The organism is Azospirillum sp. INR13, assembly GCF_015390205.1.
Lineage (GTDB): Bacteria > Pseudomonadota > Alphaproteobacteria > Azospirillales > Azospirillaceae > Azospirillum.
Map to the genome: position 1 here is coordinate 240,893 of NZ_VUOI01000002.1, position 13,520 is coordinate 254,412.

Genomic DNA, 13,520 nt, shown 5'->3' on the forward strand with positions numbered 1-13,520 from the left:
CCGGCTTCCGCACGGCCGGCCCTCTTACTCCGGGTCCAGGCACCGGCTGTCGCCGGTGATGCGGCTGGTACCCTTTGGGCGCTTGGGCTCGTGCCTTGTGGCCACGGGAGGAATATCGATCCAAGGATAAGGGTTGTCAATCTTCTCACCCTTCAGGGACAGGACTGCGGCTCCCGTGTCCTTTGTTCTTGTTTGAGGAAAGCCGGCATTTTCCAGGGAGTATCGTCCGCCCCGCCCTCCCCGCCTCCTGCTGCGTCACAGTTTCCAAGTGGCGCCCGCCCGGCGGATGGAGTACCCACCACCAGCCCATTCAGCGACAGGTCTGGTGATGCAGCGGATTGGTCCTTTTCTCTTCGCCGTTCTGGCAACCATCTCGGCATTCTTTCTGGTCTGGAGCCTTCCGCCCTTCCAGACCGCCGACGAGCCCGCCCACATCTACCGGGCCAACATGATCACCCACGGCTACTGGGTGGCCGCCAGGGTTCCGACCGACGGGCGGATCGCGGCGGGCGGCCCGTCCGATGTCGCGATCATCGAGGCCTATTTCCCCTTCCACCACGTCCCCTTCAAGCCGGACGAGAGGGCGAACCTGGAGGATTACGCCAGGGCCTTCACCGCCCGCTGGGACGGCCGGGTCTTCAACGTGGCGGCGGAGAACACCGCCCCCTACCCGCCCTTCTTCTACCTGCCGCAGGCCGCCGCCATCGCGCTCGGCAAGGCCCTCGACCTGCCGGTGGTGCAGACGCTGTATCTGGCGCGCTCGGCCAACGCGCTGACCTGCGTCGTCGTCGGCTTCTTCGCCCTGCTGCTGGCCGGACGGGCGCATCTGCCGCTGTTCGCGGTGCTGCTGCTGCCGATGTCGGTCTCGCTCTATGCCTCAATGAGCCAGGACGGGCTGGTCATCACCGTCACCGCGCTGGGCATCGCCTTCCTGGCCCGGGCACTGTCCGAAGGCCGGCCGCTGCGCAATGCGGAGGTCTGGGCCAGTGCCGCCTGCTTCGCCCTGGTGGGCATGACCAAGCAGCCCTACGTCCTGCTCTGCCTGATGCCGCTGGCGGTCCCGGCCGAGCGGGCGGCGGTGAAGCGCCTCGCCGTCGCCGCCTCGCTGGCCGCCGCCGTCGGCTGGGCGGTGTGGATGGCGCTCGCCGTGCAGACGCCGCTGATCCGCCAGGACGCTCCCACCGACGCCATGGGCCAGCTCCGCTTCCTGCTGGAGAACCCGCTGGCCGTCTTCACCATCGCCGTGAAGACCTTCCAGGTCTGGGGCCACGAGTATTACCAGCAGTTCGTCGGCATTCTCGGCTGGGTCGATACCCGGCTGCCCAAGCCCTATTACGATGCCGCCTACCTCGTCCTGCTGCTGTCCTTCCTGCCGATGTTGCTCGGCCGCCGGCTGGCTGACTGGTATTCCGGGGCGCCGGCCCGCGCCTCGGCGGTGACGCTGGCCGTCGTGCTGGCGACCGGGGCGCTGCTGTTCGGAGCGCTCTACATGGTGTGGACGCCGGTCGGCCAGCTGTGGGTCGACGGCGTGCAGGGGCGCTATTTCCTGCCGCTGGCGGCCCTGCTGCCGCTGGCCTTCGCGAGCGGCCGGCAGGAACCGGTTTCCGGCGGGGCTTCGGGCTGGGCGCCCGTGCTCGGGCGCGGCCTGACCTGGATGGTGTGGCTCTTCCCGATCGTCAGCATCCTGGTGCTCCAGCGGACGGTCATCCTGCGCTACTACCTCGACTAAGCCGCTCTTTCCGGCTCCCTCCCCATCCGGCCGGAGATCGGGATCGGGCCGGGGCGTTGGAGGTCGTTCGAATGATGTCGTCCGTTCGGCGGAAAAGCCCGCAGTGCAGCATGGGCGGACGACTATCTTCCGACTCTGATCCAATCGCCCCCAAGGCAAAGACGAAGAGCGGAAATGACCACGAGCGACAACGCGACCGTGCTGGTGACCGGCGGCGCCGGCTATATCGGCTCCCATGTGGTGCTGGCGCTACGCGACCAGGGGCGCGCCGTCGTGGTGCTGGACGATCTGTCGACCGGCCGGCGCTCCGCCCTACCCGACGGCGTTCCGCTGGTCGAGGGCGACGTCGGCGACAAGGCGCTGCTGGCCGAGACCTTCGCCCGCCACGGCATCGGCACCGTGATGCATTTCGCCGGCAGCATCGTCGTGCCGGAATCGGTGGAACGGCCGCTCGCCTACTACCGCAACAACACGGTGAAGAGCCACGCCCTGGTCGAGGCCTGCGTCGAGGCCGGGATCGGCCGCTTCATCTTCTCCTCCACCGCCGCGGTCTACGGCATGCCCGACCGCCTGCCGATCGACGAGCAGACGCCGACCAAGCCGATCAACCCCTACGGCTCCTCCAAGCTGATGACGGAGTGGATGCTGCGCGACAGCGCGGCGGCGCATGATCTGCGTTACGTCGCGCTGCGCTATTTCAACGTCGCCGGGGCCGACCCGCAGGGCCGCTCCGGCCAGGTGTCGAAGGTCGCCACCCACCTGATCAAGATCGCCGCCCAGACCGTCACCGGCCAGCGGGCGGAGCTGCAGATCTTCGGCGACGACTACGACACGGCGGACGGCACCTGCGTGCGCGACTACATCCATGTCAGCGATCTCGCCGACGCCCATGTCGCCGCGCTCCGCCATCTGGAGGCGGGTGGCGCGTCGGAGGTGCTGAACTGCGGCTACGGCCGCGGCTATTCGGTGCGCGAGGTTCTGGCGATGGTGGAGCGGGTGACCGGCAAGCCGCTGCCCATGCGCATCGGCCCGCGCCGCGCCGGCGACCCCCCGGCCCTGGTGGCGGGCGTCGAGCGCATCGGCCGCACGCTCGACTGGACCCCACGCCACGCCGACCTGGAGACCATCGTCGCCTCGGCGCTCGCCTGGGAGGAACGGCTCATGATCCCCTCTCCCCCCCGGGGAGAGGGTTAGGGTGAGGGGGGCGCGCGGCGGCCCTCACCCAAGAATCCACGCTGTGCATCCCCCTCACCCCGACCCTCTCCCCGGGGGGAGAGGGGGATAGTCCCCTCTCAGCCGAAGAAGCGCCCGCGGAAATAGGCGATGGTGCGGTCCAGCCCCTCTTCCAGGGGCACGACCGGTTCCCAGTCCATCAGGGCGCGGGCCTTGGCGATGTCGGGCTGGCGCTGCTTGGGGTCGTCCTGCGGCAGCGGCTTGTGCTCGATCTTGGAGGCCGAGCGGGTCAGGCGGATCACCTTCTCGGCCAGTTCCAGCATGGTGAACTCGCCGGGGTTGCCCAGGTTGATCGGGCCGGTGACGCCCGCCGGCGTGTCCATGAAGCGCAGGAAGCCTTCGATCAGGTCGTCGACATAGCAGAAGGACCGCGTCTGCTGGCCGTCGCCGTAGATGGTGATCGGCTCGCCCTTCAGCGCCTGGATGATGAAGTTCGACACCACGCGCCCGTCGTTGGGGTGCATGCGCGGGCCGTAGGTGTTGAAGATGCGGATGACCTTGATGTCCAGCTTGTGCTGGCGGTGATAGTCGAAGAACAGCGTCTCGGCGCAGCGCTTGCCCTCGTCATAGCAGGCGCGCGGGCCGATGGTGTTCACGTTGCCCCAATATTCCTCGAGCTGCGGATGCACCGCCGGGTCGCCGTAGACCTCCGAGGTCGAGGCCTGCATGATCCGCGCCCCCACCCGCTTGGCCAGCCCCAGCATGTTGATGGCGCCGTGCACGCTGGTTTTGGTCGTCTGCACGGGGTCGTGCTGGTAATGGATCGGCGAGGCCGGACAGGCCAGGTTGTAGATCTCGTCCACCTCGACATAGAGCGGAAACGTCACGTCGTGGCGCATCAGCTCGAAATGCGGGTTGTCCAGCAGGTGCAGGACGTTGTCGCGGCTGCCGGTGAAGAAGTTGTCGACGCACAGCACGTCGTTCCCGGCCGCCAGCAGCCGTTCGCACAGGTGGGATCCCAGGAATCCGGCGCCGCCGGTGACGAGGACACGCTTTCGGTTGGTAAGGGCCGGCAAGGGCTGCCTTCCTGTCTTGGCTGTTGGCAATGGCGGTATCCGGCGGCCGTCACAAGGCGGACCGCCGGCAAACCGCGAAGGGACAACGCGGCAGGAGGGCCGCTTGATCCTTCAGCTTAGCAGCCCGAGCAGGTAGCGTCCGTAGTCGTTCTTTTTCAGCGGCTCCGCCAAGCGGCGGACCTGTTCGGCGTCGATCCAGCCGGAGGTGTAGGCGATCTCCTCCGGGCAGGCGATCTGCAGGCCCTGGCGGTGCTGGATGGTGCGGACGAACTCCGCCGCCTCCAGCAGGCTGTCGTGGGTGCCGGTGTCGAACCAGCCATAGCCGCGGCCCATCTGCTCGACCGACAGCTTGCCCATGTCGAGATAGGCGGCGTTGACGGACGTGATCTCCAGCTCGCCGCGCGCCGACGGCTTCACCGCGGCGGCGATGTCCAGCACGTCGTTGTCGTAGAAATAGAGGCCGGTCACCGCCCATTTGGAGCGCGGGGCAACCGGCTTCTCCTCGATGCTCAGTGCCCGGCCCTGGCCGTCGAACTCCACCACGCCGTAGCGTTCGGGGTCGCGCACGCCATAGGCGAAGACGCTGGCGCCGTCGGTCTTCTCGCCGGCCGCGCGCAGCAGGTTGGTCAGGCCGTGGCCGTAGAAGATGTTGTCGCCGAGAACGAGCGCACAAGGATCGTTGCCGACGAACTCGCGGCCGATGATGAAGGCCTGGGCCAGCCCGTCGGGCGAGGGCTGGATGGCATAGGTCAGGTTCAGGCCCCACTGCGACCCGTCGCCCAGCACCGTCTGGAACAGCGGCTGGTCGTGCGGCGTGGTGATGACCAGGATGTCGCGGATGCCCGCCAGCATCAGGGTGCTGAGCGGGAAATAGATCATCGGCTTGTCGTAGATCGGCAGCAGCTGCTTGCTGATCGCCCGGGTCACCGGGTAGAGCCGGGTGCCGGAGCCGCCGGCCAGGATGATGCCCTTCATGGTCTTCGTCCTCACGCCTGCGGCGGGTTGGTGAACAGCTCGTCGATCACGCGGTCAACGCTCTCCTGCCACGGCGGGCAGGTCACGCCCAACCGCTCCTTGGCGCGGGAGCAGTCCAGCCGCGAGTTGGCCGGGCGGCGCGCCGGGGTCGGATAGTCGGCCGTGCCGATGGCGGTCAGGCGCGGCCGCTTGCCGGTGCGCTCTTCCAGCCGTCGGAAGATATGCTCGGCGAAATCGTGCCAGGTGGTGTAGCCGCTGCCGGTCAGGTGGTAGGTGCCCCAGGCGGCGGCGCCGGTCTTCTCAATCGTTCCGGCGATCCGCACGATGGCGGCGGCGAGATCGGCGGCGGCGGTGGGGGAGCCGTGCTGGTCGGCGACCACCCGCATCTCCTCGCGCTCCTTGCCGAAGCGCAGCATCGTCTTGACGAAGTTGTTGCCGTAGGCGCTGTAGACCCAGGAGGTGCGCAGGATGACATGGCGAGGGGTCGCCGCGCGCACCGTCTCCTCGCCCGCCGCCTTGCTGGCGCCATAGACGCCCAGCGGGTTGATCGGGTCGTCCTCGGTGTAGAGGCCGTCCTTCGTCCCGTCGAACACATAGTCGGTCGACACATGGATGAAGGGGATGCCGCGCGCGGCGCAGGCCGCCGCCATGGCGCCCGGCCCGTCGCGGTTGACGGCGAAGGACAGGTCGACCTCGCTCTCGGCCTTGTCGACGGCGGTGTGGGCGGTGGCGTTGACCAGCAGGTCGGGCGCGTGGGTGGCGACCGCCTTTTCCACGTCGCCCGGCCGGGTCACGTCGAACTCGGGATAGGGCAGCCCGACCACATCGGTGCCGGGCGCCCAGTTGGCCCGCATCAGCTCGAAGCCGAGCTGGCCGTTGCTGCCGAGGACGAGAACCTTCATTGGGCGGCTCCCTCTTCCTTGAGGCCGAGCCGCTCGCCCTGGTAGGAGCCGTTCAGGATGGCCTGCCACCAGTCGCGGTTCTCCAGATACCAGGCGACCGTCTTGCGCAGGCCGCTCTCGAAGGTCTCCTGCGGCGTCCAGCCCAGCTCGCGCTCGATCTTGCCGGCGTCGATGGCATAGCGCTTGTCGTGGCCGGGGCGGTCGGTGACGAAGCTGATCAGGCGGTCGTGCGGGGCGCCGGCCGGGTTCATCTCGTCCAGATGCGCGCAGATGGCGCGGACGACCTCCAGGTTGGTGCGCTCGTTGTGGCCGCCGATGTTGTAGCTCTCGCCGATCCGGCCCTTCTCCAGCACCAGCCGCAGGGCGCGGGCATGGTCCTCGACATAGAGCCAGTCGCGGATGTTGTCGCCCTTGCCGTAGACCGGCAGCTTCTCGCCCGCCAGACCCTTCAGGATCATCAGCGGGATCAGCTTCTCCGGGAAATGGTAGGGGCCGTAATTGTTGGAGCAGTTGGTCAACACCACCGGCAGCCCGTAGGTCTCGTGCCAGGCGCGGACCAGATGGTCGCTCGATGCCTTGCTGGCCGAATAGGGCGAGTTGGGGCTGTAGGCGGTGGTCTCGGTGAAGAAGCCGTCGTCGCCCAGCGTGCCGAACACCTCGTCGGTCGAGATGTGGTGGAAGCGGAAGCGCTCCTTGCGCTCCGCCGGCAGGGCCGACCAGTAGCCGCGCGCCGCTTCCAGCAGGCGGAAGGTGCCGACGACGTTGGTCTGGATGAACTCGCCCGGCCCGTCGATCGAACGGTCGACATGGGATTCGGCGGCCAGATGCATCACCGCGTCGGGCTGGTGGGTGTCGAAGACCCGGCGCAGCTCGGCGGCGTCGCAGATGTCGACCTTCTCGAAGGCGTAGCGCGGGTTGCCCTCGGCGCCCGGCAGGGAGGACAGGTTGGCCGCGTAGGTCAGCTTGTCGACATTGACGACGAAGGCGTCGGTTTCGGCGAGAAGCTGGCGGACCACCGCCGAGCCGATGAAACCGGCGCCGCCGGTGACGAGAATGCGCGTCATCAAACCACCTTACCGCCAAAAACGGGGCCCAAAGCCCCACAGGGCAAAAAAGAGCCGAAACCCAATAGCGCCGTCAGAACCAGTCGCCAAGCTGGGCGAAGGTCGGATGCTTATGATCCTTGTCCGAAAGCTGTGCCTTGTCGGCCGACACCGGCCAGTCGATCCCCAGCTCCGGATCGTTCCACAAGAGGCCGCGGTCATGTTCGGGCGAATAATAGTTGGTCACCTTGTAGATGACCTCGGTGTCCGGCTCCAGCGTGCAGAAGCCGTGGGCGAAGCCGATCGGCACCAGGATCTGGTTCCAGTCGGCGGCGCTGATCACCGCGCTGACATGCCGGCCGAAGGTGGGCGAGCCTTTCCGGATGTCGACCGCCACGTCCAGGATGGCGCCGCGCACCACCCGAACCAGCTTGTCCTGGGCGAAGGGCGGCAGCTGGAAATGCAGGCCGCGCACCGTGCCGACCTCGGCCGACAGCGAGTGGTTGTCCTGGACGAAGTCGTAATGCAGCCCGGCCGCCTCGAACGTCTTCTTGGTGTAGGTCTCCGAGAAGAAGCCGCGATGGTCGCCGAACTTCTTCGGGCGGATGATCTTAACGTCGGGAATGTCGAGGGAGGCGACGTCCATGGTTCAGATGCTTTCCTTCAGGCGCTCTTTGCGCAGCTCGGGGCAGGCCTTGCGCAGCCACGGCTTGACCGTGCGCGGCGGGAAGGCCAGCCCGAAATTCTCGGCGTCCAGCGTCAGGTTCGGGTTGTAATAGGGGTCGGCCAGCAGGCTGTCGCCCCAGCGCTCCTGCATGTAGGCCACCTCGCCCATGAAGCGCTTGACCTTGTCGGGGGCGGTGTCCGGCCCGCGCGAGGCCGATTCCAGATGGTACAGCTCGGCGAAGGGCGTCCAGACGACCAGATAGCCCTTCTCGCGGATGCGCAGGCAGAAATCGACGTCGTTGAAGGCGACGGCGAGATGCTCGGAGTTCAGCCCGCCGACCTCGTCGAAGATCTCCTTGCGCAGGATCAGGCAGGCGGCGGTGACGCAGGACAGATCCTGGGTCAGCTGGGCCCGGCTGAAATAGCCGTAGGCGTCGCGGGTCAGCCCCTTGTGGACATGGCCGGCCACGCCGCAGATGCCGGTGACGACGCCGGCATGCTGGATGGTGCCGTCGGCGTAATAGAGCTTGGCACCGACCGCGCCGACCTCCGGCCGCAGAGCGTGGGAGACCATCTCGGCCAGCCAGCCCGGCTCCATCACCTCGATGTCGTTGTTGATCAGGCCCAGAACCTCGCCGGTTGCCTCGGCGGCGGCGAAGTTGTTGATCGAGGAGTAGTTGAAGGGCGCCTTGTAGGTCAGCACCCGCACCCGCGGCTCGTCCTTCAGCGTGTCGAAATAGGCGAAGGTCGCCGCTTCCTCGCTGTTGTTGTCGACGATCAGGATTTCCAGATCCGGATAGTCGGTGCGGTGCAGAAGCCCGTCGACGCAGCCCTTCAGCAGTTCCACCTTGTCGCGCGTCGGCACGATCAGCGACACCCGCGGCAGCTTGGCCGGCAGGGCGTAGCGGATGCGGGTGAAGCGGTTGGTCGCCGGCGAGGTCTCCACCGTGGCCTCCACGCCGCGGCGCTGGAAATGCTCGGTCAGCGCCTTGTGGGCGGCGGCGGTGGCGCGCGGCAGATCGACCGTGGAGAAGGCCGAGGAGTCCGGGAATACGCGCCAGTGATAGAGGATCGCCGGGATGTGGCGGATGCGCTCGGGCACCGTCTGCTCGACCGCGCGCAGGGTCAGGTCGTAGTCCTGGCTGCCCTCGAAGCCCAGGCGGAAGCGTCCGGCCTGCTCGATCAGCGAGCGGCGGAAGACACCCAGGTGGTTGACCATGTTCTGGCCGTGCAGCAGGTCCAGATTGAAGTCCGACTTGAAATGCGGGTCGTAGCGCTCGCCGTCGGCATCGATCTTGTCCTCGTCGGAATAGAGGATGTCGGTGTCGGGATGGCGCGCCAGCTCGGCCGCGACCATGTAGAGCGCGTGCGGCGGCAGCCGGTCGTCATGGTCCATCAATGCCACGAAATCGCCGGTCGCCAGATCCAGCGCGCTGTTGCTGGCGGCGGAGATGTGGCCGTTGGTCTCGCGCCGGATCACCTTGATCCGGTTGTCGCGCGCCTTGTACTCGGCCAGCACCTTCGTCACGTGCGGCGCGGTGGAGGCGTCGTCGGCGATGCACAGTTCCCAGTCCGGGTAGAACTGGGCCAGCACGGAATCCAGCGCCTCGCGCAGGTAGGGCTCCGGCGTGTTGTAGACCGGCATGACCACCGAGAAGCGCGGGCGCACCGGCAGCCGGGCGATGTCGGCCTTGATCGCCGCCCCGTCCTCCGGCGTCAGGCTGTCGTACATCCGCACCCACGACTTGTAGTCGGCCGACCAGCGGTTCGGCTGCAGTTCCTGCAGGACGCGCTGCTTGGTCGCCTGCCAGCCGTGGCGGCGCAGATAGTCCAGCACGCGTGCCGGCTGGTTCTGCCGGACATAGTCGAGCAGGATGTTGGTCTTGCCGATCTCGCGGATGGTGAAGTCGGCGATCTCGAAGGACACCGGGCGGGTGGCCGGGTCAAAGCGCAGCGCCTTGACCGTCGGCGGCAGCAGGGCCAGCTGGCGGAACTCGCCCACCGTGTCGACCGGCAGGCGGATCATCGTCCGCTCGTCGAAGCCGTCGCCGGCATCGACATAGATCACCGGCACCAGCGGGGCCGAGGCGCGGACCACCCGGTAGGAGATCACGCACCAGTGGCCGGGCAGCCGGCCGCGGTCGGAGCGCAGCAGGAAGGCGGGGTCGCTGCCGGTCGCCTCGTAGCCGCCCTGCGGGCTCGGCACCACGTCGTGCAGCGGCTCCAGCGTGATGCTGTGCAGGCGGCGGCGATAGAAGCGGCCGGCCTTCTGGGTCAGGCGGCCCAGCTTGCGCACCGGCGCCGACAGCTTCCAGGAGGTCGAATTGACCAGGCTGTGGATATGCTGGTCGCGGCTGGCCACCACGCCGTGCAGGTGGGCGATGGCCTGCTCGCGCGCCGTCAGCTCGCGGGCATGGGCGGCGAGGTTGCGCTCGCGGTCGGCCAGATCCTCCGCCATTTCGGCGAGCGCGTCGCCCTGGCGGCGGATTTCGGCCTGATGGTCGGTGAGCCAGCCCTGGATCAGGGCGATGTCGCGGTCGCGCGTCGCGATCATCCCCTTGAGATCTTCGCTGTGGGCGATCTGGTCGTCCAGCACCTTGCGGACCATCGCCACCTCGGTGCGCAGGTGCTTCTCCTGCTCTTCCAGGCGCTGGATGGTCTCGGCCTCGATGGCGGCGTCGCCCAGCCGGTCGAACCAGCTGCGGACGGCCCGCAGCCCTTCGCCGCCGGTGGCTTGCACGGCGAACAGCTCGCGCACCGCGTCGGGCAGATCCTCGCCGACGCCCAGAACGCCCAGGCCGTTGGAATGCAGGAAGGTGAAGGACGGGCGATCGCGGGTGATCTCGTCCCACAGGCGCCAGACGCCGAAATCGCCCTTGCGCACGTTGATGTCGTGGAACAGCACCACGCCGCGGCGGCTCATCTTCGGCAGCCACGTCTCGAAATCGTGGCGCACCGCCTCGTAGGTGTGCAGCCCGTCGATGTGCAGCAGGTCGACGCTGCCGTCGGCGAAATGGACCAGCGCGTCGTCGAAGGTCATGCGCAGCAGGCGCGAGAAGCCGGCATAGCGCGGGTCATGGTAGGCGGCGAGCTTGTTGTAGATGTCGTCGCCGTAGAAGCCCGCCTGCGGGTCGCCGGCCCAGGTGTCGACGGCATAGCAGGAGGTCGGCAGCCCGACATGGCGGACCGCCTGGCAGAAGGCGGCGTAGGAGTTGCCGGTGTGCGTTCCCAGCTCGACCAGGCTGTCCGGCCGCAGTGCGTCGACGATCCAGAAGGCGAAGGGCACATGGCCGAGCCAGGAGGCCGGCGCCGTGACGAGATCCGGGGTCAGGAGCGTGATCGGCCGGCAGATGCGACGGAGAGTGTCCGATCCCTGGTCCTTCAAAAACGAATCCACCTGCGCCTCTTCTTCTGCCTGGCTCCGCGGCGGGGTGCGGCCCATCGGGCACCATTTTTCAGGCCCGTCGGACGGCCCCGTCACAGCCGCCGACACACATACGCTGACACCCCGCCGGAATGCAAGCCGCTGACCGGAACCCGCTTTGCGGTGCCCAACAATGCCCTGAACTGCGGTTTTCCTGCCTCACTGCGGGCTTATCCGCGCCCTGGCCTTATTTTGTCGCAGGTGCCGCCCGGGCCGTCGGCTGGGGTGCCGCCCGGGGCGCCGACGCCCCTTCCGCCTCCAGCGTGATCGCCAGCATCGGCATGCCGACCAGCCCGCGCACGACGTGGCTGGCGTGGACCTTGAAGAACAGCGCGTCCTCGACCCAATGGTGCTGGACGTGGTCCTCCTGCGTGCCCTCGGCGAGCGCCACGGTGATGGAGAAGTCGCCGCTGGGCAGATAGGGCATCTGGAAGCGGAAGCGGGCGGCGAAGTCCTGCCCGGCCGGGATCGTCACGGGATCCAGCTGGTAGCTCAGGAAGGTGTTGTCGCCGAACAGGTTCTGGCCAAGCTTGTCCTTGACGTAGAAGCCGACGATGGGGCGATGGACCTGCTGCTCGGCCCGGCAATCCACCTTCAGCACGATCACCTCGCCGCCCTCCAGCACGCTGAGCGGCTGCTCCTCGGCATCGAGGATCGAGACGTTGGTGATGGTGGCGCCGCGGTTGCCGAACCAGGGGCCGCTGTCGTTGAAGTCGAACAGCTCGATGGCGTTGCGGTGCTGCGAGGCCTTCAGCAGCTCGGCGCGGGCGTCTTCCACCGGCTCCTCGCGCTTGGCCTGGGGCAGCGCCTGCCGCGCCCCGCCGATGCGGAAGCCGCGCGAGGTATCCTGGTCGCTGTAGAGCGCCGCCAGATAGTCGTGGCAGACCTCCCGTGCCGGGCCGATCGCCCGTACCGACCCGTTGTCCAGCCACACCACCCGGTCGCACAGGTTCACCACCTGTCCGGTGTCGTGCGACACGAAGAACAGGGTGCCGCGCTCCTTGAAGCGGTGGATGAAGCGCATGCATTTCTGGGTGAAGGAGGCGTCGCCGACCGCCAGGATCTCGTCGACGATCATGATGTCGGCATCGACATGTGCCGCCACCGCGAAGGCGAGGCGGGCGTACATGCCGCTGGAATAGAGCTTCACCGGCTGTTCGATGAAGTCGCCGATGCCCGCGAACTCGGCGATGGACTGGTAGCGCTCGGCGATCTGCGTGTTCGACAGGCCAAGGACCGAGGCGGCGAGATAGACGTTCTCGCGGCCGGTGAATTCCGGGTTGAAGCCGGCGCCCAGCTCCAGCAGAGCCGCGATGCGGCCATCGACCGCGATGCGGCCGGAGGTTGGCGTCAATGTGCCGCAGAGCAGCTGCAGGAAGGTCGACTTGCCTGAGCCGTTGCGCCCGATCAGCCCGACCGTCTCGCCGCGGCGGACCTCCAGGTCGACGCCGCGCAGCGCCCAATACTCGTCGTAATATTTGCGCCGGCCGCGCACCAGCATCTGCTTCAGCCGGTCCTGCGGGCGTTTGAAGATGGCGTAGGCCTTGCCCAGCCCTTCGGCGCGGATGACGACAGGGGTCTCCGTGGAGGGATTGGCGGGGGTATCGGTCTCAGACGACATCGGCGAACCCCCGGCGGGTCTTCATGAACCAGAGATAGCCGAGCCACGCCACCACCCAGGCGCCCAGCGTCGCCAGCCCCCAGTCCACCGGCGACGGGATGCGGCCCCAGAACAGCAGGTCCTTCGACTGCTCCAGGATCGCGGTCATCGGGTTCAGGTGCAGGATGGCGCGGAAGCGCTCGGGGATCGCGGTCATCGGGTAGAAGATCGGGCTGAGGAACATCAGCACGGTGACGCCCACCCCCACCACCTGCCGGATGTCGCGCAGGAACACGCCGGCGGCGGCGAAGAACCAGCTGAGCCCCAGCGTGGTCAGGCACAAGGGCACCAGCACCAGCGGCAGCAGCAGCGCCGTCAGCGGCGGCAGCCCGGCGACTGCCAGATGGAAGACGACCAGGATGACGAAGCCGATGCCGGCGTTGAACAGCGCCACGGCCAGCGACACCAGCGGCAGGATCTCCAGCGGGAAGACCACCTTCTTGATGTAGCTGACATTCTCCAGCAGCAGGCCGGGCGCCCGGTTCAGGCATTCGCCCAGCACGTTGAACAGGATCAGGCCGGAGAACAGCAGCAGGGCGAATTCGGTGTTGCTCTCCCCCGCTGCGCCGCTGGGCGTCCCCCAGCGCGCCTGGAACACCACCGAGAAGACGAAGGTGTAGACCGCCAGCATCAGGATCGGGTTCAGCACCGCCCAGACGATGCCCAGCATCGACCCGCGGTAGCGGGCGTCGATCTCGCGCCGGGCCAGCCGCAGGATCAGCGACCTGTGGTGCCAGGCGGTCTGGAAAAGGGCAAAGGGACCGGCGCCGAAACCCGCCACCTTGGGGTTTCCCGACTGAGAGTTAAACAATTTAGAGTATTCCCCGTCTGCGGCGGGCCGACCATAACCCCCGCTCCGGCAGCGTTCAAGC

10 protein-coding genes are annotated in these 13,520 nt (G+C 67.7%); 2 read left to right on the plus strand and 8 right to left on the minus strand.

Annotated elements, in window-relative coordinates; all coding sequences use genetic code 11:
- Positions 1–328 precede the first annotated feature (328 nt).
- Positions 329–1,729 (plus strand): DUF2142 domain-containing protein, encoded by a 1,401-nt coding sequence (locus F1643_RS02765; RefSeq protein ID WP_255542347.1) that lies wholly within the window; start codon positions 329–331, stop codon positions 1,727–1,729.
- Positions 1,730–1,903: 174 nt separating this feature from the next.
- Positions 1,904–2,923, plus strand: coding sequence for a UDP-glucose 4-epimerase GalE (gene galE / locus F1643_RS02770; protein ID WP_194910522.1), 1,020 nt, complete (start codon positions 1,904–1,906; stop codon positions 2,921–2,923).
- A gap of 98 nt (positions 2,924–3,021) precedes the next feature.
- On the opposite strand, the gene F1643_RS02775 is transcribed toward galE, so the two are convergent.
- The 8 genes from F1643_RS02775 to F1643_RS02810 form a co-directional block, all read right to left on the minus strand.
- On the minus strand, positions 3,022–3,978 hold the full coding sequence (locus F1643_RS02775) for a UDP-glucuronic acid decarboxylase family protein (RefSeq protein WP_194910523.1): 957 nt from the start codon (positions 3,976–3,978) through the stop codon (positions 3,022–3,024).
- A 111-nt stretch (positions 3,979–4,089) separates the two neighbouring features.
- A complete protein-coding gene (rfbA, locus tag F1643_RS02780; protein ID WP_194910525.1) occupies positions 4,090–4,953 on the minus strand; it encodes a glucose-1-phosphate thymidylyltransferase RfbA in 864 nt (287 codons plus the stop codon).
- Positions 4,954–4,964: 11 nt separating this feature from the next.
- Positions 4,965–5,855, minus strand: coding sequence for a dTDP-4-dehydrorhamnose reductase (rfbD, locus tag F1643_RS02785; RefSeq protein WP_194910527.1), 891 nt, complete (start codon positions 5,853–5,855; stop codon positions 4,965–4,967).
- Positions 5,852–6,919: a dTDP-glucose 4,6-dehydratase gene (gene rfbB / locus F1643_RS02790; RefSeq protein WP_149225213.1), complete on the minus strand. Its 1,068-nt coding sequence runs from the start codon at positions 6,917–6,919 to the stop codon at positions 5,852–5,854. The genes rfbD and rfbB overlap by 4 nt, the downstream gene beginning before the upstream one ends.
- 73 nt (positions 6,920–6,992) lie before the next feature.
- Complete coding sequence (gene rfbC / locus F1643_RS02795; protein WP_194910528.1) at positions 6,993–7,544, minus strand: dTDP-4-dehydrorhamnose 3,5-epimerase; 552 nt, start codon at positions 7,542–7,544, stop codon at positions 6,993–6,995.
- Between the two features lie 3 nt (positions 7,545–7,547).
- Entirely contained in the window at positions 7,548–10,961 is a 3,414-nt protein-coding gene (locus F1643_RS02800; protein ID WP_370540440.1) for a glycosyltransferase, read from the minus strand.
- A 214-nt stretch (positions 10,962–11,175) separates the two neighbouring features.
- A complete protein-coding gene (locus F1643_RS02805; RefSeq protein WP_206692277.1) occupies positions 11,176–12,609 on the minus strand; it encodes an ABC transporter ATP-binding protein in 1,434 nt (477 codons plus the stop codon).
- On the minus strand, positions 12,599–13,429 hold the full coding sequence (locus F1643_RS02810) for an ABC transporter permease (RefSeq protein ID WP_194910530.1): 831 nt from the start codon (positions 13,427–13,429) through the stop codon (positions 12,599–12,601). The genes F1643_RS02805 and F1643_RS02810 overlap by 11 nt, the downstream gene beginning before the upstream one ends.
- Positions 13,430–13,520: the final 91 nt, after the last annotated feature.

Bases quoted from the DNA above. Each gene is read 5' to 3' on its own strand.
- F1643_RS02765 (WP_255542347.1), top strand. From the start codon at position 329: ATGCAGCGGATTGGTCCTTTTCTCTTCGCCGTTCTGGCAACCATCTCG.
- galE (WP_194910522.1), top strand. From the start codon at position 1,904: ATGACCACGAGCGACAACGCGACCGTGCTGGTGACCGGCGGCGCCGGC.
- rfbA (WP_194910525.1), bottom strand. From the start codon at position 4,953: ATGAAGGGCATCATCCTGGCCGGCGGCTCCGGCACCCGGCTCTACCCG.
- rfbD (WP_194910527.1), bottom strand. From the start codon at position 5,855: ATGAAGGTTCTCGTCCTCGGCAGCAACGGCCAGCTCGGCTTCGAGCTG.
- rfbB (WP_149225213.1), bottom strand. From the start codon at position 6,919: ATGACGCGCATTCTCGTCACCGGCGGCGCCGGTTTCATCGGCTCGGCG.
- rfbC (WP_194910528.1), bottom strand. From the start codon at position 7,544: ATGGACGTCGCCTCCCTCGACATTCCCGACGTTAAGATCATCCGCCCG.
- F1643_RS02805 (WP_206692277.1), bottom strand. From the start codon at position 12,609: ATGTCGTCTGAGACCGATACCCCCGCCAATCCCTCCACGGAGACCCCT.